The organism is Jeotgalibacillus sp. 10bf12 (assembly GCF_055597105.1).
The window spans coordinates 1,593,888-1,614,818 of record NZ_CP200276.1; the positions used below are offsets into that span (position 1 = coordinate 1,593,888).

The following is a 20,931-nucleotide window of genomic DNA, read 5'->3' on the forward strand; positions in this document are numbered from 1 at the left end:
GAATGTATGCAGAGGATATATTAAGTGAAGAGCGAGGGGGGAGGGCAGACGTAGTCTTCGCTGCAAAGCAATACTTCCTCTAACGAAAAATGATACAAATTATAAATTAACATAGGTATATGATCTATAAATTTCAATTTCATCTAGTAAGCCCCTTCATTTTCTAGTAGGAAAGAGCCTGAAGGTGATGGGGATTATACACTGGCGGAGCTGATAGTATTAATTGCAGGTCCGGTTGCATTTGTCATCGGATTGATTGTTTTTGCTGTATCGTTTAAAGGGAAAAAACCTGCAGATGAAACGTAGCGAAGTAAGGATCTGTCAATTCCTTTGTAAATCAAACTCGATCTCTCAACCAACTTTCATACCTTCCGAATCACAAACCCTTTCACCATTGTTCTTAAAATTTCAATCAGCTGAAGCGACAGATTTTCAGGAGTGAGGTTATAGTCATTACGGATCCACTCTGTGATGAGGCCCGCGGTGCCATGTGCCATGTATTTTTTATGTGCTTTCGTATTCAAATGACTGCTATTGTCTAATGTGAATTCAAATTGTTTTTCAAGCACCTGATAGATCGCATCAGGCAGGTCGTGATGGATGCCCGGGATCGTATCATCTGTGAGAACAAGATCGAAGTAAGCACGATTTTCTTTAATGAAATAGATCAGATCATACGAATGTGCGTTCATTTCTTCTGTTTTAATTACTCTGCCAAGCGCATACTTTTTTGTGCTGGTATCAATGATCCCCTCAAACATCTCTTTTCTAAGTTCTTTAGCAAGGTCCTCTTTATCTAAGAAATAATAGTAGAAAGTCGTCCGGTTATACTGAGCACGATTCACAATATCTGTGACGGTCACATGCTGGTATCCTTTTTCGGCTACAAGTGAAAGGAATGCCTGCTTCAGGTGTGATTTGGTCCGTAATGTTTGTCGGTTTTCGTTATACGGTTTCATTTTATTACCTCTCAGTCAACAGATTGTATAGATGTGTCGGATCAGGCAACACTGACAGAAGTATTACTGATTGAAGGACAACTGAACTGCGCTTACAATAAGTATGTAAGCGGATTCATATCAACAGGTTGTTTTGATTTTAACATTACTTTTAAAGAGGAGTGAATGGAAATGAAACGATTTGAAGACAAAGTGGTATTGATCACAGGCGGTGCATCAGGTCTTGGGTACGCTTCAGCATTACAGGTGGCAAAAGAAGGCGCTAAGCTTTCACTGGTCGATTTAAATGGCGAGGCCCTTGAAACAGCGAAAAATGACATTTTAGCAGAAGTACCTGAAGCAGAGATTATCACAATTACAGCAGACGTGGCAGATGAAGAAGCAGTTAAAAACTATGTAAATGAAACCGTATCAGCTTATCAGAAAATTGATGGATTCTTTAACAATGCAGGTATTGAAGGTAAACAAAATGAAACTGAAAACTATGGTTCTGATGAGTTTGAAAAGGTCGTATCTATTAACCTGAACGGCGTATTTTACGGAATGAAGCATGTACTGAAGGTAATGAAGGAACAGGGAAGCGGATCGATTGTCAATACAGCATCTGTTGGCGGGATTCGCGGCGTCGGAAACCAGTCGGGCTATGCAGCAAGTAAGCATGGGGTTGTCGGCTTAACGCGTAACTCAGGTGTTGAGTACGGTCAATATGGCGTCAGCATTAAGGCAATTGCCCCGGGTGCGATCATGACACCAATGGTCGAAGGCTCACTCCGTCAAATGGGCGGCGATGATTGGGAAGCGGTTGGTAAGGAGTTCGTCAAAGTAAATCCGATGCAGCGATTTGGTAAGCCGGAAGAAATCGGCTATCTCGTTGCCTTCCTGTTATCAGATCAGGCGGAGTTCATCAATGGCGCTGTAATTCCGATTGACGGCGGGCAGTCTTACAAATATTAATCAATCAGGCAGATCCGGTACAAAACCGGATCTGCCTTTTGTTAGACGAAGTATTGTGTTTTTAACGCTTCAAGATGGTGCAGCTCATGACCTGCTGATACATAAGCAAGTGCGCGGGCTGTAAAGACGTATTCACCTAATCGCCCCTCATTCAGCCAGTTCTCATCTTTTACATTTTCACAGGTCGTGATCATCAGTTGTCGTGTATCCCAGAAGTATTTAATTAACCGGTCAACTGGAATCGAATCATACTCAAAATGCTGGATGGATTTTTCTCTTTCGAAAAACGGAAGGGAATCCTCAAAGCCTCTTGTGATACGAAATATACGATAGAGCATATTCATTTCGTTATCAATCATATGACCGAGCACTTCTTTTGCATTCCATTTACCTTCAGCGTAGCGCTTATGCCAGTCGCCGGAAGGGACATATTTAAGGAATTCATTTGTTGTTTGCTGATGAAATTTCAATATATCTACTAAATTCCCATCAGGAACAAGATCAATATACGATTCAAAGGGTTTTACAAATTCGTTGCTTTCCGGTCTGCTTAGCATGTTCATCATTCCTTCCTCTCATCCATACTGATCAATTGTTGAAAACTAATCAAGTATAACCGCTTTTCCCTCTTTATGAAGCTTCTTTAAGGAAGTGAGCATATGATTGATCTGTTCATCTGAGTGTTTTTCCCAGAAGCCAGGCTCAGCAATGATTCTTAAAGATAAAAGCAGGATGAAAAATGGGGCTTTCCGGTATGAGGCCCGGAAAGCCGTATTGTTAATTGTCTTTCTTTTTACTCAGGAAAGTAACTGTCGCAAGGATCAGCACCATGCCAGCCGTCTGCGGAATAGTGAGGGCGTCACCAAGCAATAGAACGCCAAAAAGTGAAGCAGTTACCGGTTCTACCATCGCAACCATTGAAGCAGTAGTGGCCGTTGTATGACGGATTCCGAATACATACAGGATAAATGAAATCCCCCCGCCAAGCACGCCTATTAACAGAAACCAGCCAATGTCTCCTGATGTTACTGCCTTTGCCAGCTGCTGCTGATCACTAGTCAGAAACAAAATAATGCTGAAAGTGAAAAAAGCAATCGTCAATGACGTCTGCGGCTTTCCTGCATCAGAAGCATACTTAAAGCTGAAAATGAACAGCGCATAGGAGAGTCCGGCAGCAAGACCTGCTGATGCACCGATGACCCCAACAGAAAGTGAACCCAGATCATAAGCGCCTGTGAGCATGATAATGCCGATCAGCACGCTGCCAATACAGCCCCACTTAAACCATGTGGAGCGCTCTATACGAAAGATAAATGAGATTAAAAGAACAAAGATGGGCGCAGTGTACATTAATGTAGCAGCCACAGCCATACTGGAGTTCTCTATACTCAGGAAATAAAAAGTAAAGTTACCTGCAACGCCAACACCTGCAAGGATCGACCATATTACAAGTTTCACTGACATGCCCCGGCTTTGCTTGAACCGGGAAAAAAACCAGATGGAGAAAAAGATCAGTCCGACAGCCCCTCTGAAAAAGGAAATGACAGTTGCGTCCCATCCTTTTTCCATCAGAATATCGGCAATCCCACCACTAATTCCCCAGAACACAGCTGCAATGATGATGAGCCACACACCTGAAAATTTCATGATTAGCCTCCTATCAATCTGAAAACACGGGTTTAAAATACGAAGGTTTTAAGTACGTAAAACGAGTAAATTAATCCGTATTGTATTTACCATTTAAATGGTATTGGAGGTAATTCCTTCTAAACGTATTCGTTAAACATTGAATGTTGAATTAAAATGGGATTTATGATTTTAAAAAGAAAAAAGCCCATTTTCTCAGTGTTTTGATATGCTCCCTTCGAAGTAGACAGAGAAATAATAAAAATTCTCTACTACTTTGAAGGGGGCATTTTTGTGTCTAAAAGGACGACTGGTCATACATTAGATGAAAAATTAAAAGCAGTGTTATCTATCTTAGAGGAGAAGAAGTCGGTGGGTGTGGTCTCAAGAGATTATCAGATCACTGAAAAGACCTTCAGAGATTGGATTCGTAAATATCAATCAGATGGCATCGACGGATTGAAGGAATCGAAGACCTGGAAAGCGTACTCCCAAGAATTGAAACGACAGGCAGTGGACTATTATCTGGCGGGTCAAGGGAGCCTCAGTGAGACCTGTGCTCGTTTCAACATCTCAACCTCCTCTGTCTTACGAAGGTGGATAAAGCGTTACACTAGTGGGAGAGACTTGAAATCCACTAGTGAGGGGAATAAAAAGATGAGTACAGGACGTAAGACAACACTACAGGAACGGATAGAGATCGTCCAATTCGCAATCGCCCACGACCTTGACTATCACAGGGCTGCAGAGAAATATCAGGTCTCGTATCAACAGGTCTATGGATGGGTACGGAAATATCAGGCTGACGGAGAGACGGCACTTCACGATCGCCGCGGGAAATCCCTGGAGTCTAAGCCGGACCTGACAGAAGTAGAGAAACTGAAGCTCCGCATCAAAGAACTGGACCATCGTAATCAATATCTTGAAACGGAAAACGGCCTCTTAAAAAAGCTGAAGGAGATCGAAAGGAGGGACAGAATGCGCGAATAGGCAGTCATCTACATCGGTTCCAGGCGATCCATGAGTACCATGAGGAAACGAAGGCGCCGATCCAACTACTCTGCCAACTGGTCGGTGTCTCGCGATCCGGTTACTACAAATGGCTGAACCATACGCCGACTGACCAAGAGGAAGAAAATGAATGGCTACTCGGAGAAATCAAAAAGATATTCAACAAGCATCATTGGTTTCTGGGCTACCGGCGGATCACAATGTTCATCAACCGCCAGTTCAAAAAGCAGTACAATCGCAAACGGATCCGTCGCCTGATGATCAAGCTCAGACTGAAGTCTTTCATTCGCCAGTCAAACGGCTACTGTACGAAGACCAGCTATGTCAATATCGAAGATAACATCTTGAATCGCGCGTTCACAGCGAGTCAGCCCAACCAGAAATGGGTGACGGACATCACGCACCTCCATTATGGTCTTGGGAATAAGGCTTATTTGAGTGTGATCAAGGACCTGTACGACGGGTCCGTCGTAGCCTATCAGATCGGTCACTTCAACAACAACGCCTTGGTAATGGACACCCTGAAGGCAGCCATCGAAGCGAACCCAGACGCGACTCCCCTACTCCATAGCGACCGTGGGTCACAGTATACCTCGAAGGAATACCGCTACATCACGACAGAAGCAGGGATCACGCGCAGTATGTCTCGCGTTGGGAAGTGCATCGACAACGCGCCGATAGAGAGCTTCTTCGGGCACTTCAAATGTGAAAGGTATGAATTGAAACAGTACAAGAGTTATGAAGAATTGGTCAACGACATTGATCAATATATGCGGTTTTACAACGAGGGACGTTATCAAGAGAAATTAAACAACCTGGCACCAATGGAGTATCGGTACCAGGCCGCAGCGTAGTGCTAACCTTTTTCTTTTTTACTGTCTACTTGACAGGGCGCAGTTCATTTCACTTGAGAAAATGAGCTTTTTTAACTAGAGAGTAGGATATAGACCCCAATCACAAGAACGAATCCTGCTGAAAAGAAAAATGTTAAAGCATGTGTGTTCCGTTTTTTGAATTCATTTATTCCGTTGATGACAAGCGCACCGCCGACAGTCAGTAAGACATAAGGAGCTGTGACACTGACCTGCTTTGTAATCATGCCATAGGCGCATAGGATCATGCCGATCGCAATTAAAGTAAATCTGAGTATGTTCATAGAATGGTTCCTTTCAGATCTAATCGTTACACAATCAAAAATGCAACGATAAACATAAATAATGTCGTGATGAGAAGCAGCTTGAAATACTCTTTCTTTCCGGTAGCAGCCATCTCTGCAAGAGTGACAGCATTGGACAGTGCCAGAAAGAAGATCATACCGGATATCATTGTATCTGTAACTCCGTTTGATGCATCCCGACTAGACAATGCAGAGATTGCCAGATAAATAATTTGCACGGAATAAAATAACGCAATTGCATTAAAAAGAACTTTTATTGCCAGCAGGTATTTGTTTCTGGTCTGCATGTTTTCCTGAAGTTTGCTGATCATGTTATGCCTCCTTATGCCTGTTGAGATTCCCGTTCAAGTTCAGCATCTGACTTATAGTTTAATAATTTTGCAATATGTACAAATCCATAAATTAATACAGCAGAAATTGTCCAGCTTAGCACCTGTCTGAGAACAAGTCCTTTATCGAATGCTTCAACCCCGTAAGTCATAATCAGCCAGACTTTGATTGATGCGAGGAGAATGCCCTGAAAAGCAAAGCCAAATGTAATCAATTTGAATATAAAAAGCACCTTCTTCTGATAAAATTCCTGTATCAGAATCTCCCTGTTTCTTCCGCGAAGCTCCATAATATCAACCGCAAACAACAAATAGAGCGGCTTATTAATTGCGATGCTAATCAGTAAAAGAAAAGAGAGCGCATAGCTGTAAATCACACTGTTCCATAGCATCTGCAGTGCTGATCCTGCAAGCACATCTATCAGAGTGCCGATTGCCAAAGTGACGATTAAATAAATACCTAAAAAGTTTACTTTTTTCAGGATCATAAAACGGATCACACTATAGATAAATCCGGGCACAGTGGAAATAAGCATGGCATAGTAGTCACCGATATACGCTCTTGACCCGTGCCAGATCACGAGCGGGAAAATAATATAGCAGATTAAATCCCAAACCAGAATATTTTTGTTCAATATAAATCCTCCGCGCATTTACAAGATATAAGGAAATTCTAACACATTTTTCCACGCTGAAACGGCTCTTTATCAAATCGTTTATGTGAATCAAAACAGGGGTATTGAAAAGAGAATTATAGCAAGCATGGTGAAAACGATAAGCTGCTGACAAGGGAAGGTATGTGAACAAAGTGGACATTCAGAGATATTTAGTTGAGAACAACAAAAAGGTAAAACTACAGGATTTCGAAACGAAGGAAGACCATGGTATAACAGACAAAGAGCTGATGGAAGACAAACTGCCAAAAAGCATTGAAAAGCTGAAGGACTTGCACTGGCGCCTGCATGCTGAGGAGAAAAAAGGAATCGTGGTGGTTTTGCAGGCGATGGATGCTGCCGGAAAGGATGAGGCGATTAGTTATATCTTTTCGAATCTGACAGCACAGGGGCTGACGACTGCATCATTCCAAAAGCCTTCTGAAACAGAGCTTAAGCATGACTACCTCTGGCGGATTCGTGAAGGTTTGCCGGCGAGAGGGCAAATCGGCATACTGAACCGGTCACATTATGAAGAAGTCATTGCGCCAAGAGTTCACCAGGATGCGCTGAAAGACGAAATGTATCCTGACAATATGGATAAGGACGATGTCTGGCCGATGCGCTTTCGACAGATTAATGATTTTGAACAGCATCTTTCGGAAAACGGATTTAAGGTCATTAAGTTCTTCTTTAACATGTCAAAAGAAGAGCAGAGAGAGCGTCTGCTTGAGCGTATGAAGGATACAGAAAAGAACTGGGAATTTTCATTCAACGATGTAAAAGAACGCCGTCACTGGGATCAGTACCAGGAGGTCTTTGAAGATATGTTGAATAATACATCAACAGATTTTGCCCCATGGTTTATTCTTCCAGCAGATGACGAGTTGTATTCAAGGTATATTATCACAGAAGTGATGGTAAATTATCTGGAAAAAATAGATCCTCAATTCCCGGAGATCTCGGATGAAGATAAAGAGAAACTTGATGAAGCGATTGAAGAGCTGGAGAATGAAAAAAACTGATTTGATCGAAAGAAGACTGTGAAACGCAGTCTTTTTTTGATGTTAACATATTAGTCTGGTATATTATCACACCTGTTTAGCTTCTATCCCATCAGCTTTTCAATTGAAAATCAGGCGAACAACCAGAACTGAAATGAACATAACGCGTATAGATCCAACCGTTACATCAACATTTTGATCAGTGATCTCAAGGTTCTTATCAGCGTATTTTACATGTACTGAAAGAAGAGTGACACGCCACTGTATTGCATCGTTGAAATGACACCACTTAAAAGAAGCAACCGGAATTTTTCAAGGTACTCTCCCTTTACAATGCAGCATTTCTCTTTCTGTTCTTCAACCAGATACTTAAAAGAATACTGATTGCAATCGACACTGAAGCCTTTAGATAAAAGTGTGCAGCAAGCCCCTCGGTGACATATCCCTTTACCTTTTGAGAGAAAGTAGCTTCCGGCGTCCAATCAATCACATAGCCGAATCCAAATAGGGCAGGGAGACTTAGAATGATGTAGATAACTATAAACGAAGGAATAATCATTTTTATTATCATCTAATTGGCTCCCTCACTTAGCTTGACGGTAAATGAAAATACTTATATGGTATATTATAACATACTATTTTTTCCATAAAAGGAGAATGAAAAAATGCTTGTTGACGTGATTGCCATCCTATTTGTATTTGTCGTTACTTTTTTAATCAGTGCCACTCTCAATATTCTTTTAAAGACAACGAGCAGAGTAGACTGGGGAATCACGCTGTTGATCAGCATGGGATTATCCATCGTACTGGTAGGGATTTTAAGTACCAGCTGACTTTCATACCCACATTACTTCAGCAGTTAATCCGCGATTATCAGACCCAGCAGCGCTGCAAACCGTATCGCTTGCTGTGTAGAAACTTTGCACCCCTTTAAATCCTCAAGTGAAAGAATGAGTGACTCAAATGAAGAGGTGCTGATATCTACAGTTTTCAGCGGCGTCCTCTCGAAATTAGCACTGTTCAAATTACACTTATGAAATTCAACCTTCTTTAACACACATTCATAAAAATCAGCACTATCCATTGAACAGTGTTCAAATTTTAATTTTTCCAGCTTCGAGCTGCCAAGCGCAGTCAAGTTCAAAATTGATTCCTCAAACAGCACATTCCCCAGTCTGGAATCAGTCAGGTCAGTACCTGTGAACTTACAGTTATTGAAGGTGACCCGGTGGATAGAAGCTTTGCTCAGGTTGGCGTTAGAGAAGTCACAGTTTTCAAACTGCACGTCTGTCATGCTGATCGAAGTAAAGTCGGTTCCGTTAAATCTGCAGTTTCTCAGTATCATGCCGGACAGATTTACTCTGTGCAGGTCCTCATTTTCAAAGTCCGTATCGCTGATCAGGCAGCTGTCGAGCTCCGGATAGTCTTCATGAAAAATATCTTCAAACTTTCTCTCAGGTAGTTCACGGCTGATTTTTGGTTGATCTAGTTTCATCAAATGACCTCTTTCAATTCAGTTATATGATTAGTGTAGGGAAAGCTGATGCGAAAAAACAGGCTATCTTTTTTGATGGGGTTGTGTGCAATCGGCTAAAGTGAATTTCTTAGAAAAATTTCATTTCATCTGGATACCGCTAAATCAGGGGTGTTAGCGAATTCATTCTTTTTGGCGAACCTGACAGATGTTTACACTCCATTTTGTGAGGAAAAGATTGGTATGTACAAAATAAAGGAGCTGGATGAAATGGATATTCAACATAGACAAAAGGGTGGCCAACCCGGACAAACACAGGCAGAACAGCCTGGGATTGAGTCGAAAATGGACCCGCGTCCACTTCAGCCGCTTAACTATAAAGGCAGTGAAAAGCTGACTGACCGTGTCGCATTGATTACAGGTGGGGACAGCGGAATTGGCCGTGCTGTCGCAATCGCCTATGCACGTGAAGGGGCTCACCTCGCAATTAATTATCTGAAAGAAGAGCAGAGTGATGCAGATGAAACGAAGAAGCTGATTGAGGAGGAGGGCGTGAAGTGTCTGCTGATTCCCGGAGATGTTTCTAAGGAAGAAACATGTAAAGACTTAATTGAAAAAACGGTGGAGCATTTTGGACAACTGGACATTCTGATTAATAACTCAGCGGTTCAATACCCGACTTCAAATCTTGAGGACATTTCATTTGAACAGTGGGACAAAACGTTTAAGACAAATATGTATTCAGTCTTTCATATGACGAAGTTTGCGCTGCGTCATTTAAAAGAAGGCAGTGCAATTATTAATACAACATCGGTTAATCCATATAAAGGAAATCCGCAGCTCATTGATTATACGTCCACAAAAGGTGCGATCGTCGGCTTCACACGCAGTATGGCAGCGAACCTGGCTGAGAGAGGAATCCGTGTAAACATGGTAGCGCCGGGACCGATCTGGACACCGCTGATCCCATCAACATTTGATGAGGAAAAAGTGGAAGAATTCGGAACAGAGACATTAATGGGCCGACCAGGCCAGCCTTCTGAGCTTGTCGGGCCGTATGTGCTGCTTGGATCTGATGATGGATCTTATATGACCGGTCAGTGTATCCACGTGAATGGCGGGCAGATTATGTCGTCGTAAATCTTATAATCTTGAAAACCCCTTTGGCTATAAAAAGCTGAAGGGGTTTTGTCCATTCATCATTAACTTTTTACAATCTGTGATAAACTATCATCAATAAGAATGATTAAAGAGGGTGAACATTTTGGCGAATATGAAAGATGTTGCAAGAGAAGCTGGTGTGGGTCTTGGAACTGTATCCAGAGTCATCAATAAAAATGGACCTGTAAAACAATCTACTCGCCTGAAGGTAGAAAAAGCGATTGAAACATTGAAATATAAGCCGAATGAAGTCGCAAGAAATTTCAAGATGCAGCAAACCCGCTCGGTAGCACTGATTGTCCCGACAATCTGGCATCCTTTTTTCTCGAAATTCGCATACCATGTTGAAACGATACTATCTGAAAATGGCTATAAGATGATTTTATGTAATTCTCATAGTGATGTGGCGAACGAAATAAATTATATTACAATGCTGGAAAAAAATAAGATCGATGGATTAATTGCAATTACGTACAGCAAAGATCTGGATCAATATATCACGAGTAACTTACCTATTGTCAGCATTGACCGGCACTTTACAGAGGATGTCGTATACGTTACGAGTGATAATGCAAATGGTGGCAGAATCGCAGCGTCGGAGTTAATCAAGCGTGATTGCAAAAAAATCGCCTATCTGGGAAGTGTATCAGACATCAAGAATGAATCGATGAAACGCCGTCAGGGATTTGAAGAGGAAGCAAAAAGACAAAACTTCCCGCATCTAGTACTTGAACTGAAAGAGCCGGTAAATGATATTCGTGAGAGTGTGGTTAATTTCCTGGATGAACATACAGATATTGATGGTATATTTGCGATGAATGATAAATGGGCCAGAATGATTATTAAGACACTTCAGGAAAGAAAGAAAGTAATCCCTGACGATGTTCAGGTGATCGGCTATGATGGAATTACAGCAAGCAAAGAAGAGGAGTTAACTTTTTCTACAATCAAACAGCCTGTGCAATTGATGGCTCAAAAAGCAGCTGAAGCACTGATTAAAATTATTAATGAAGAGCCTGCAGAAGAGAAGATGATCTTACCAGTAGAATTTTATGATGGATATTCAACAAAAAATACGTGTTGACAATCGTTCTTTCACAGGATAATATAAATACAAACTTACAGCGATTAATTAAATCGCTTTTTTAAAATCAAAAAGTGGAAACGTTTCCACTTCGGGTTTTATTTTTTTAAAGCAAAGTGGAAACGTTTCCACTTTGGACGTAAATAGAGGAGGATGTGTAATGGCGAAGAACCCTAAAGTAGTCGCAAGCAGTGTTTTGAAAGCCCTTGGTGGTAAAGAAAACATCTCCAGGATGTCCCACTGCGCCACAAGGCTGAGAGTTGAATTGTATGATGATCAGAAATTGGATAAGCAGGCTTTGGACACGATTGAGGGAGTGAGTGGTTATTTCTATCAAAGTGGGCAGCATCAAATTATTTTGGGAACTGGGTTTGTAAATAAGGTATTTGCAGAACTAGTAAAAGAAGGAGTAGCAGAAGGTTCGGCTGATGATCAAGCAGCTTCAGTGGATTCAAACAAAACAAAGGTCCAGCGATTGACTAAAACATTTGCTGACATTTTTATTCCGATCATTCCTGTACTGATTGCAACGGGTCTTCTAATGGGACTTCGCGGATTATTAGTAAATGGTTTGGGAATGGAATTATCAGATACGCTTATCGTTCTTTCACAGGTGCTGACAGATACAGCATTTATATTTATCCCGGTACTTGTCACCTGGTCAGCTATGAAAAATTTTGGCGGCTCACCTGTTATTGGTATCACGCTTGGCTTAATGCTTGTTGCCCCGCAACTGCCGGATAAATGGGCAGTATCTTTTGGGGAGGTTGATCCGTTATTACTGACAGTGTTGGGTTTTGATATTCCGATCACCGGTATGCAAAGCTCTATTTTACCAGCTGTATTTATGGGATGGCTGGCAGCGAGGATTGAAAAAAGTGCGCGTAAGGTCATTCCGGATGTTTTGGATTTGATATTAACCCCTTTTATCACATTACTCAGCTCATTAATCTTAGGATTGGTCATGATTGGTCCGCTCATTTTAGGAATTGAGAACCTGATTACTGATGGAATCATGTACTTTTTTGAATTGCCATTTGGTGCAGGTGGTTTTATTTATGGGGGAGCCATTCAGTTTTTAGCCATTACGGGTATGCATCATACCATTGTACCGATCACAGTTAAGATGGTCGCTGAAACTGGCTACGACCTCATCAATCCGATTGGCACTGCTGCCATTGCCGGTCAGGCAGGAGCTGCGATTGCAGTTATTCTTAAACAGAAAAATAAGATTAAACGTTCAAATATGTTCGGATCTGTTATTCCTGCATTTTTTGGCATTACCGAACCTGTGATGTTTGCTATTAATCTGCCAAAAGTAAAGCCGTTTTTCTTTGGTTGTTTAGGTGGAGCAGTAGGTGGCGGACTAGCTTCTATATTGGGTATTGCTGCAGCAGGGACAGGGTCTACAATGCTTCCCGGTTTACTGCTTTATATAGGAGACGGCTTCTTTCAATACATCCTGGTGATTCTTGTCGCACTTTCAACATCATTATTTATTACTTTGTTAGCGTATCGGGAAAAACAAGAGATTGAACAACCGGCCTTAAACCGTAAAGCGAACTGAAGTGAGAGAAAGGGTTTTTGGATGACACAAAGTATTGATTTTTCTAATTACCAGAATCGATTTTTATCGATGAACGATGTATCTGAGCAATATATAAAAATGATTGGAGAAAAAACGAAACAGGACCCTTATTATCCGGTCTATCATATCGCACCGCATCACGGACTTCTGAATGATCCGAATGGACTCTCTTACTATCATGGTAGGCACCATATATTCTATCAGTGGTTTCCGCTTGGTCCGGTTCACGGGCTGAAGCACTGGTATCATTTATCGACAAAAGATTTTGTGCATTTTGAAGATCACGGCGTCGCACTGCATCCTGATATGGAATATGATTCACATGGATGTTTTTCAGGTTCTGCTTTTCATGAAGGAGACGATCTCCATCTATTATATACAGGAAATCAGATCAATCAGGACGGTAAGGTTCATCAGAGTCAAATCTATGCTTCGATGAATGAAGATTTCGCTATTACAAAGCACACTCCGGTTATAGATGATCCGCCACCCGGCTTCACATATAACTTCAGAGACCCTGTTATTTTTAAGAGGGAAAATACTTATTATATGTTAGTTGGCGGCGAAACTGTTGATCAGCAGGGAGCTTTAGCTTTGTATAGCGGTCCTTCTATTAAAGAATTGACATATGAAGGAATCATACAAACCAAACTCGCACAACCGGGATACATGTGGGAGTGCCCTAACTATTATGAAGAAAATGATAGAGGCGTCTTAATTTTTTCTCCGCAGGGAGACTTAAAAAAAGACAAGTACAACTTTAATAATGTATTTTCTGTCGTATACGGAGTGGGATCCTCAATGAATGTTGAAGATTTAACGTTCAATGCCAATGAGTTTATTGAGCTTGATAAAGGGTTTGATTTCTATGCGCCGCAAACCTATCAGGATGAGCAGGGCAGAAGGATACTGATCGGCTGGTTAGGTAATTCAAAAAGTAATTATCCGACCGATTCAAATATGTGGGCACATATGCTGACCATCCCGAGGGAAGTGACAGTCAGTGGAGAACGACTCGTTCAGCAGCCAATCAAAGAACTGAAGGATTTAAGGATGAATACTGAAATGCTGCAATCTCATCATGTATTGACGTCACGTGCATTTGAAGTTGAGCTGATTGTTGATAAATCGTTTAGAATTGTGTTTGAGAATTCTGATGGTGATGAAATCGTATTTTCTTCCGATGGAGAGGAATATTGTTTAGACCGTTCAAAGATGACTCATCTTTATGCAGAGCGGTTCGGCACAAAAAGATATGCGGTCAGATTAAAAAGAGAAGAACATAACATACGGATCTTTGCAGATTCCTCCAGTATTGAAATTTTCTGTGACGGGGGACAAACAGTTTTTACAAGCCGAATGTTCATTCATCAACTTTCAAACCTTCGCATTCAAGGAGCAAGAGGAAGATTATTTAAGTTAGAATCAATAAAAACTGAGTTGAAAATCAAGTGATTTTTTCGGATATAAATATCTATCCTCTAAAAATAGGGTAGACAGAAGATAACGTTTTAATGAATTGTGTTGTAGAACAAATCAGCAGAATTGTTGTAGCAGAAAAATCTTTCCGGCAATGACTGATATAAAAAACAGAAAGACCGGAGCACTCTTGAGCGCTTCCGGTCTTTCTCTGTGCGTGATTTATTCTAAGTTTGCATGCTTGCCATACATCGTATCAGAATCCAGCCCTTTTTTCTCCATAAATCGAAGAATCACTGCGTCAAAGAATAATAGAAGGGTTTGTTCGAAAAGAGATCCCATCGGCTGAATGGTTTCATACGCATTTTCCGATTGGTCTTTAGGAGAGCCGGGCATCTTAATGACCTGATCAGCAAGTTTTCCAATCGTTGAATCTGGATTAATCGTGACGGCAATCACTGTTCCGCCCAGGCTTTTAGCCTTTCCAGCCATTGAGACTAAGCTTTTCGTCTCGCCTGATCCGGAAGCGATAATCAGGATATCGTCCTGTTCCAGATTCGCCGTCACTGTCTCGCCAACTACATAAGCATCGAGCCCCATATGCATCATGCGCATCACAAAGGATTTGCCCATGAGTCCTGATCTGCCGGCCCCTGCCACAAAGATTTTATTTGTGGCAATGAGTTGTTCGACAAGCTGTTCAGCCTGCTCATCTGAAAGTAAGTCTGCTGCATGACTTAACTCATCAAGAATGCTTTTAAAATAGTGAGTCGTCTGCGTCATGACTGATTAACCCTGCGTAATGAGTTCTTTCATTTTAGCAGCTGCAGCCTGCTTATCGTCTTGCCCTGTAATGCCACCGCCAACGATGACAAGATCCGGCTGTGCTTTAATAACTTCCGGAAGTGTATCCAGCTTGATGCCGCCTGCAACAGCGGTTTTAGCATTTTTCACAACGCTCTTAATTGTTGCCAGGTCTTCAAAGGAATTCTGACCGGCAGCCTGCAGGTCATATCCAGTGTGAACACAAATATAATCTACACCAAGTTCATCAAGCTCTTTCGCCCGTGTAGCAATATCCTTTACAGCGATCATATCAACAAGGATTTGTTTACCCTGTTTTTTTGCTTCTTCAACGGCGCCTTTGATTGATGCGTCTTCAGCAGCACCAAGGATTGTTACAATATCAGCGCCTGCTTCAGATGCCTGGCTGACTTCATAACCTGCTGCGTCCATGATTTTCAGGTCAGCAAGGACAGTCAGTTCAGGGAATGCAGCTTTCATTTCTTTCACTGCTTTCAGTCCTTCATTAATCACAACCGGTGTACCGATTTCGACTACGTCTACATGCTCTTCTACTTCTTTCACCAATTCAATGGCTTGTGGAATATTTACAAGATCTAATGCTAATTGCAATTTCATCGACAATCACTCCTAAACAGAATTTTGTGGTGTAAGGACTGATCATCCTTATCGTTAATCTTACTATCGAATAATGGTATTGCCGGCTTTTATCATCTAATATGTCGTCTTCATGAAAAAGGTTTTTCCCAGAAGACCCCTCAAAATTCAAGCCGTTTTTGTAGTCTAATCCTAATCAGCTACATTATCAATCAAAGAGACTTGTGTATTGTGCTGCCTTTATTCAGAGGGGCAGTTTCGCTTTTTACATACTTCAATCATCCGTTTAAGCATCTTCACACGGGGTAGACATCTACATATATTCTTTAAACCATCAATTTTTGAAAGAGGTGTATCACGATGAAAAATGACTTAACGATCAAGCATAAGCTCGGTCTTGGAACGGCGCCGCTTGGCAATATGTTCAGAGATGTACCTGAAGAGGAAGCGCGAGAAACGATTCAATCTGCATGGGATGAAGGCATCCGTTATTTTGATACAGCACCGTTTTATGGAGCGGGATTAGCAGAGATCAGGCTTGGAGAGATCCTGTCATCTTATAAGCGGGATGATTATCTTCTAAGCACGAAGGTCGGCCGGATTGTGCTGGATGAAACAGAAGAAAAAGAAGGGCTGTTTGAATATGGCCGTAAGAATAAGATAAAGACAGACTATACAGAAGAAGGCACGCTCAAATCGATTGAAGACAGCCTGAAACGTCTTAAAACGGATCGTCTGGATATGGTGTATGTGCATGATATTTCACCAGACTTTCTCGGGGATGAGTGGATCACAAAGTTTGATGAAGCACGTAATGGTGCATTTAAAGTACTCGACCGTCTAAGAGATGAAGGCGTTATTAAAGCCTGGGGGCTGGGCGTGAATACAACGACGCCAATTGAAGTGGCGCTTGAGCTTGAAGAAGCCCACCCGGACCTTAGTTTATCTGCGACGCAATACACGCTGCTTCAGCATGAACGTGCACTTGAACGCATGATGCCGCTCGCTGAGAAAAGTGGTGGCGGACTTGTGATTGGATCAGCGTTTAACTCAGGAGCGCTTCTTGGCGGTGACCACTTTGATTATCAGAAAATCACACCTGAGATTAAAGCACGTGTGGACAAGTTTAATGAAGTGGCACTGAATCATGGCGTGAAGCTGAAGGATGCTGCACTCCAGTTTTCGATAGCTCACCCTGCCGTGAAAGCAGTCGTGACAGGTTCAACAAGACCTGATCGTATTAAAGAGGACCTGCAGGCACTAAGAGCAGATATTCCGGCTGGTTTCTGGGATGAGCTGGTGGAAAAAGGGCTTGTATCGTCAAAAGCGATTCTGCCCGTCCTAAAATAATATAAGCTATGAAGGGGCTCCGGTTTTTTCCGGGGCTCTTTTTTAAATCACAGCTCCAGGAAATTGTGTTACGATGGTCTTCAGATCATAAAAAGGGGTCAATTGATTCATGGGAAAAATATTACTTGGACTGCTTTTCGTATTTTTCAAGCTCAACATAAACTTTCTGGATATCAGTCTTATCTATTCACTCACCAATCTGATTGGCTACATCCTGCTCTTTTTTGGAGTACAGGAGGTTAGTAGAAGGTATGAAAGGGTGGGGAAAGCTCAACCTTTAATAAGCTTTATGATTTTTCACAGCCTTGCTTTCCTGATTTTAAATGCTTCAGGAAATTCACCTCTGTTATTGCCGCTTCATTCTTATTTAGCCATTATTTCTTATATAGGTCTGGCGTTTATCATTGCAGGACTGTTCATGATCTACGTGATTATCTCACGTTTGATTGAAGGGATGGAGGAAGAGACCGGCGTAACCGAGCATACCAAGCGTTTAAAGAAACTATGTACAATCATGATGATTGTATTCGTTTTATTAGGTATGTTTTATTTCTTATTTTCAACGCTCCCTGGTATCGCACAGATCATGATGGGTGTGTTAATCATGTTACAGATTATATTCCTTTTAGAATTTTTCAATGTGTTTTTGAAAAGCAGAAGTCATGTAAAAGTAGAAAAGCAGATTCGGGACTGACCCGGATCTGCTTTTAATTTTGTTTTTTACCGTTATTCGCACAGACAATCTGTTCATCACTGCAATAGTATATACAGAATATGATTTTAAGGAGATGGAAAAATGGCAAATGGTTTGTTAAGAGATTTTGTGCAAATTATTGGTATTGCAGATCCCACAGAGTTCCCGGTTATAGGAGAAAACACAAGGTATACGCAGTTTTCAGTTTTAGAAAGGTTAGAGATTCCGGAAGTTAAGCCAGACGTTGAGCAGATTAATACACTTCTTATTGACGCAAGAGTTACAAACGCCCGTACGATCTTTACACCTGTAGGAGTGAAGGTAGTCATTGAAGGAGTACTCCGTCAAAAAGTTATTTACACTGCACTTGTAGAAGAGCAGTCTGTGCACTCTGCACACTTCGAGCACCCATTCTGTACGTTTATCGATATTCCGCTGGATATACCAGCTGGTGTCACCGTACCTGCTTATCTTGCATCGTTAGGACTGTCAATTAACGACATTCTGGATTCACCAGTTAACGTAATCATTGAGGACGTTGAAATACAATTGCTGGATCCGAGAACGGTAAGCAAATGTGTGATCTTGTTTGCTTATGCTGATCTAAATCCTGATTTATTTCCGTTAACGTGCGATTGTTCCTTCACTGCTGCTGGACTAACAGCAGATATCACTGCTCCGGTACTTGGAGATGTAACTGCTACGCTGGATGTGGGGATCTGTCCGGGGTGTGACGCTGAAGCAAGCTTTATTAACCTGACGCTCTCAGCTCTGGGTGTAGACGTGCTCACAGTTGATGTAGGTTCAGATCTGATCACAGACATTATCTGCAGTGATGATAATACGACGCTTACAGTATTAGCAGCTGGCGTTAACGCAGGTGTGCTGGGTGTGAACCTTGATCTTAGTCTGATCATTGATACAACAGCTAACACTGCCACACTCGTTTTATCATCTGGCGGAACAGATATCCTGACGGTTCCAATTGTCGATCTGCTTGGCAACATAATCACTGAGTGCGCTTAATAATAAAATTGAAAGGATGAATAGTGTGATAGATGGTGTATTAAGAGATTTTGTTCAAATTATTGGAATCGCTAATCCGAATGAATTTCCGGTGATCAATGAGGACAACCCAAGCACACAAATGGCGATTCAGGAAAGACTGACGATTCCGGATGTTAAGCCTGATGTTGAGCAGATTAACACGCTTTTAATCGAAGCAGTGATCACGGGAACACGTACAATTTTTACCCCAACTGGTGTCAAAGTAGTTGTCGATGGATTTTTACGACAAAAAGTAATCTATACTGCTCTTGTGGAGGAGCAGTCAGTACACTCAGCTCATTTTGAACATCCATTCTGTACGTTTGTTGACATTCCGCTAGCGATTCCAACTGGAGAAACTGTAGCGAGTTTCTTAGCAAGTTTAGGTCTTTCACTTAATGATGTAGTCACCGGTCCTGTGAATGTACTCATAGAGGATGTCGAAATCAGTCTTCTGGATCCACGCACGGTCAGTAAATGTGTGATTATTTTTGTATATACAACTGTTAACGAAGCTTTAGTGCCGTTCTTACTCTAAAAAATAGGCTCCTCTAATATGGGGAGCCTATTTCTATGTGAATGACTCACCAGATTTTACAAAATCGATATAATGTAAAATAAATTAGAGGAGGAATGTGATTATGTCAATGCTTAATCCGCATGAGATGATATCTTATGCAGGTATTGCTTCAAAGGAAGACTTTCCGGAAGGACCGCTTGCCTATAAACAATTCACAATCATTGAAAATGCTTTCGTTCCAAAACCCAAGCCGTCAATTGAGGAAGTCAACAAAGTAAGTGCATCCGTCTTAATCAGTCACTCTAAATTCATAACCTCTCCTTATGACTGCAAGCTTTTAGTCAGCGGTATTGTAAAACAAAAAATCATCTATACAGCGGCAAAGCCTGATCAGCCAGTTCATAACTTTCATTTTAATGTCCCGTTTTGTGAACTAATCATTCTTGAAAATCAAAAACACATACCTCATCATTTTGAATTAAATGCTTTTATTGAAGATATTCATGTATTTTCAACAGAAAAGAGAAGATTAAAGATTTGTAAAGTCTTATGTCTAACGGTTGTAAAGCACCCTCATTGTGTACCTGACAATAAACCTTCATGCAGCCACCACCATAAAAAATGCTGATGAGTTTGTAAGGAGTGATAGTCTTTAGAAAAAAATGATCATTTCCGTACACCTTATGTAGTACTCCCTTTTAAAGCAGAGCAGTGTCTATTACTGCTCTTTTATATGAGTCTTTAGACCAGTTGAAAGTAAGTAAAAACAGTTTTACACTGAATAGGAATGAATGTTCATTCCGTTACAGGAGGAGGAAATATGTATGCCGGCAGCTACAACAAAACGTGAAGATATCCTGCAAAGTGCTTTGACTTTATTTGCAGAGCGGGGGTTTGATGCAACAACGATCCCGATGATTGCCAATGATGCCAAAGTAGGTGCAGGAACGATCTATCGGTATTTTGAAAACAAAGAGGTGCTCGTTAATACGCTCTTCCAGCATTACGTGAGTCTATTCAGACAGACGCTTGAGCAAAACTATCCATCTGAGCAGGGAATACGTGAACAATTTCATCATTTGTTTCAGGGAATGATCCGTTTTACAAATGAGCATGATCACGCCCTGTATTTTATTAAGACACATAATTCAGCTTATTTTCTTAACGAAGATAGCCGGGAAGAGTTTTATCGCTTACTGATGATCCTTGAGCATTTTCTTGATGAAGGTAAGCATATACAGCAGATCAGACTGCTGCCTTCTAAAGCATTAATTGCGATTATCTTCGGCGGCTTCCTTGAGTTATATAAATTAATCCGTGCAGGTGAGGTTGAAGCATCAGAAGCCTTACTTGCCGGTGTTGAAGAAAGCTGCTGGGATGCTGTACGTCATCATTCGTGATGAGGCTCAGCTTTCTTTTCCTTTGTACGGAATGAATATTCATTCCGTACAAAAAGCAGATAAATTTTAAAAGAGGTGTA

The 20,931-nt window shown here is 41.4% G+C and carries 24 protein-coding genes and 1 pseudogene; 14 read left to right on the forward strand and 11 right to left on the reverse strand.

The annotated features are described in order from the left end of the window. Positions 1–362 precede the first annotated feature (362 nt). Positions 363–959, reverse strand: a complete 597-nt coding sequence (locus DH10bf12_RS08400) for a TetR/AcrR family transcriptional regulator (protein WP_471738042.1) — start codon at positions 957–959, stop codon at positions 363–365. Between the two features lie 171 nt (positions 960–1,130). On the opposite strand from DH10bf12_RS08400, the gene DH10bf12_RS08405 reads away from it, so the two are divergent. After that, positions 1,131–1,913: an SDR family oxidoreductase gene (locus DH10bf12_RS08405; RefSeq protein WP_471738043.1), complete on the forward strand. Its 783-nt coding sequence runs from the start codon at positions 1,131–1,133 to the stop codon at positions 1,911–1,913. Positions 1,914–1,954: 41 nt separating this feature from the next. On the opposite strand, the gene DH10bf12_RS08410 is transcribed toward DH10bf12_RS08405, so the two are convergent. The 3 genes and pseudogenes from DH10bf12_RS08410 to DH10bf12_RS08420 all read right to left on the reverse strand — a co-directional run bounded on the left by DH10bf12_RS08410 (position 1,955) and on the right by DH10bf12_RS08420 (position 3,560). Continuing rightward, positions 1,955–2,476 carry a DinB family protein gene (locus DH10bf12_RS08410; protein WP_471738044.1) on the reverse strand — a complete coding sequence of 174 codons (522 nt, stop codon included), beginning with the start codon at positions 2,474–2,476 and terminating at the stop codon, positions 1,955–1,957. Positions 2,477–2,515: 39 nt separating this feature from the next. Then, positions 2,516–2,632 (reverse strand): annotated as a pseudogene (locus DH10bf12_RS08415) (NAD(+)--rifampin ADP-ribosyltransferase); the annotation flags it as partial. A gap of 58 nt (positions 2,633–2,690) precedes the next feature. Next, positions 2,691–3,560 (reverse strand): DMT family transporter, encoded by an 870-nt coding sequence (locus tag DH10bf12_RS08420; protein WP_471738045.1) that lies wholly within the window; start codon positions 3,558–3,560, stop codon positions 2,691–2,693. 273 nt (positions 3,561–3,833) lie between these two features. On the opposite strand from DH10bf12_RS08420, the gene DH10bf12_RS08425 reads away from it, so the two are divergent. Next, positions 3,834–5,404 (forward strand): IS3 family transposase gene (locus tag DH10bf12_RS08425; RefSeq protein WP_471738046.1). Its coding sequence is split into 2 segments (ribosomal slippage): positions 3,834–4,497 and positions 4,497–5,404, totalling 1,572 coding nucleotides; the frame shifts between segments, so codons are not numbered across the junction. A 71-nt stretch (positions 5,405–5,475) separates the two neighbouring features. Here DH10bf12_RS08425 and DH10bf12_RS08430 read toward each other — a convergent pair. The 3 genes from DH10bf12_RS08430 to DH10bf12_RS08440 are packed head-to-tail and all read right to left on the reverse strand — an operon-like array spanning position 5,476 to position 6,691. Next, positions 5,476–5,706, reverse strand: a complete 231-nt coding sequence (locus DH10bf12_RS08430) for a DUF3953 domain-containing protein (protein ID WP_471738047.1) — start codon at positions 5,704–5,706, stop codon at positions 5,476–5,478. 26 nt (positions 5,707–5,732) lie between these two features. Further along, a complete protein-coding gene (locus tag DH10bf12_RS08435; protein WP_471738048.1) occupies positions 5,733–6,038 on the reverse strand; it encodes a hypothetical protein in 306 nt (101 codons plus the stop codon). An 11-nt stretch (positions 6,039–6,049) separates the two neighbouring features. Next, positions 6,050–6,691 (reverse strand): VC0807 family protein, encoded by a 642-nt coding sequence (locus DH10bf12_RS08440; RefSeq protein ID WP_471738049.1) that lies wholly within the window; start codon positions 6,689–6,691, stop codon positions 6,050–6,052. 164 nt (positions 6,692–6,855) lie between these two features. Here DH10bf12_RS08440 and DH10bf12_RS08445 point away from each other — a divergent pair, with 164 nt between their 5' ends. Beyond that, positions 6,856–7,734: a PPK2 family polyphosphate kinase gene (locus DH10bf12_RS08445; protein ID WP_471738050.1), complete on the forward strand. Its 879-nt coding sequence runs from the start codon at positions 6,856–6,858 to the stop codon at positions 7,732–7,734. Positions 7,735–8,041: 307 nt separating this feature from the next. Here the strand turns inward: DH10bf12_RS08445 and DH10bf12_RS08450 are convergent, their stop codons facing one another. Continuing rightward, complete coding sequence (locus tag DH10bf12_RS08450) at positions 8,042–8,284, reverse strand: hypothetical protein (RefSeq protein WP_471738051.1); 243 nt, start codon at positions 8,282–8,284, stop codon at positions 8,042–8,044. A gap of 94 nt (positions 8,285–8,378) precedes the next feature. On the opposite strand from DH10bf12_RS08450, the gene DH10bf12_RS08455 reads away from it, so the two are divergent. After that, the gene (locus tag DH10bf12_RS08455; protein ID WP_471738052.1) at positions 8,379–8,546 is read left to right on the forward strand and encodes a hypothetical protein; all 168 of its coding nucleotides are present in this window, start codon (positions 8,379–8,381) and stop codon (positions 8,544–8,546) included. A gap of 26 nt (positions 8,547–8,572) precedes the next feature. Here DH10bf12_RS08455 and DH10bf12_RS08460 read toward each other — a convergent pair whose 3' ends face one another. Further along, positions 8,573–9,208, reverse strand: a complete 636-nt coding sequence (locus DH10bf12_RS08460) for a pentapeptide repeat-containing protein (RefSeq protein ID WP_471738053.1) — start codon at positions 9,206–9,208, stop codon at positions 8,573–8,575. A gap of 249 nt (positions 9,209–9,457) precedes the next feature. On the opposite strand from DH10bf12_RS08460, the gene DH10bf12_RS08465 reads away from it, so the two are divergent. The 4 genes from DH10bf12_RS08465 to DH10bf12_RS08480 all read left to right on the forward strand — a co-directional run bounded on the left by DH10bf12_RS08465 (position 9,458) and on the right by DH10bf12_RS08480 (position 14,475). Beyond that, entirely contained in the window at positions 9,458–10,327 is an 870-nt protein-coding gene (locus DH10bf12_RS08465) for an SDR family oxidoreductase (protein ID WP_471738054.1), read from the forward strand. 133 nt (positions 10,328–10,460) lie between these two features. Next, positions 10,461–11,432, forward strand: coding sequence for a LacI family DNA-binding transcriptional regulator (locus DH10bf12_RS08470; protein WP_471738214.1), 972 nt, complete (start codon positions 10,461–10,463; stop codon positions 11,430–11,432). Positions 11,433–11,592: 160 nt separating this feature from the next. Further along, the gene (locus DH10bf12_RS08475) at positions 11,593–12,999 is read left to right on the forward strand and encodes a PTS transporter subunit EIIC (RefSeq protein ID WP_471738055.1); all 1,407 of its coding nucleotides are present in this window, start codon (positions 11,593–11,595) and stop codon (positions 12,997–12,999) included. A gap of 21 nt (positions 13,000–13,020) precedes the next feature. Then, a complete protein-coding gene (locus DH10bf12_RS08480; RefSeq protein WP_471738056.1) occupies positions 13,021–14,475 on the forward strand; it encodes a glycoside hydrolase family 32 protein in 1,455 nt (484 codons plus the stop codon). A 186-nt stretch (positions 14,476–14,661) separates the two neighbouring features. Here the strand turns inward: DH10bf12_RS08480 and hxlB are convergent, their stop codons facing one another. Together hxlB and hxlA are read right to left on the reverse strand one after the other, a co-directional pair. Further along, positions 14,662–15,222: a 6-phospho-3-hexuloisomerase gene (gene hxlB, locus DH10bf12_RS08485; RefSeq protein WP_471738057.1), complete on the reverse strand. Its 561-nt coding sequence runs from the start codon at positions 15,220–15,222 to the stop codon at positions 14,662–14,664. A gap of 6 nt (positions 15,223–15,228) precedes the next feature. Further along, on the reverse strand, positions 15,229–15,861 hold the full coding sequence (hxlA, locus tag DH10bf12_RS08490) for a 3-hexulose-6-phosphate synthase (RefSeq protein ID WP_471738058.1): 633 nt from the start codon (positions 15,859–15,861) through the stop codon (positions 15,229–15,231). A gap of 339 nt (positions 15,862–16,200) precedes the next feature. On the opposite strand from hxlA, the gene DH10bf12_RS08495 reads away from it, so the two are divergent. From DH10bf12_RS08495 to DH10bf12_RS08520, 6 genes are all read left to right on the forward strand, one after another. Then, positions 16,201–17,190 carry an aldo/keto reductase gene (locus DH10bf12_RS08495; RefSeq protein ID WP_471738059.1) on the forward strand — a complete coding sequence of 330 codons (990 nt, stop codon included), beginning with the start codon at positions 16,201–16,203 and terminating at the stop codon, positions 17,188–17,190. Positions 17,191–17,299: 109 nt separating this feature from the next. After that, positions 17,300–17,884: a hypothetical protein gene (locus DH10bf12_RS08500; protein ID WP_471738060.1), complete on the forward strand. Its 585-nt coding sequence runs from the start codon at positions 17,300–17,302 to the stop codon at positions 17,882–17,884. A gap of 102 nt (positions 17,885–17,986) precedes the next feature. Then, the gene (locus DH10bf12_RS08505) at positions 17,987–18,910 is read left to right on the forward strand and encodes a DUF3794 domain-containing protein (RefSeq protein ID WP_471738061.1); all 924 of its coding nucleotides are present in this window, start codon (positions 17,987–17,989) and stop codon (positions 18,908–18,910) included. Between the two features lie 25 nt (positions 18,911–18,935). Then, positions 18,936–19,469 (forward strand): DUF3794 domain-containing protein, encoded by a 534-nt coding sequence (locus tag DH10bf12_RS08510; protein ID WP_471738062.1) that lies wholly within the window; start codon positions 18,936–18,938, stop codon positions 19,467–19,469. A 103-nt stretch (positions 19,470–19,572) separates the two neighbouring features. Further along, positions 19,573–20,079, forward strand: a complete 507-nt coding sequence (locus DH10bf12_RS08515) for a DUF3794 domain-containing protein (RefSeq protein WP_471738063.1) — start codon at positions 19,573–19,575, stop codon at positions 20,077–20,079. Between the two features lie 196 nt (positions 20,080–20,275). Continuing rightward, positions 20,276–20,851, forward strand: coding sequence for a TetR/AcrR family transcriptional regulator (locus tag DH10bf12_RS08520; protein WP_471738064.1), 576 nt, complete (start codon positions 20,276–20,278; stop codon positions 20,849–20,851). Positions 20,852–20,931: the final 80 nt, after the last annotated feature.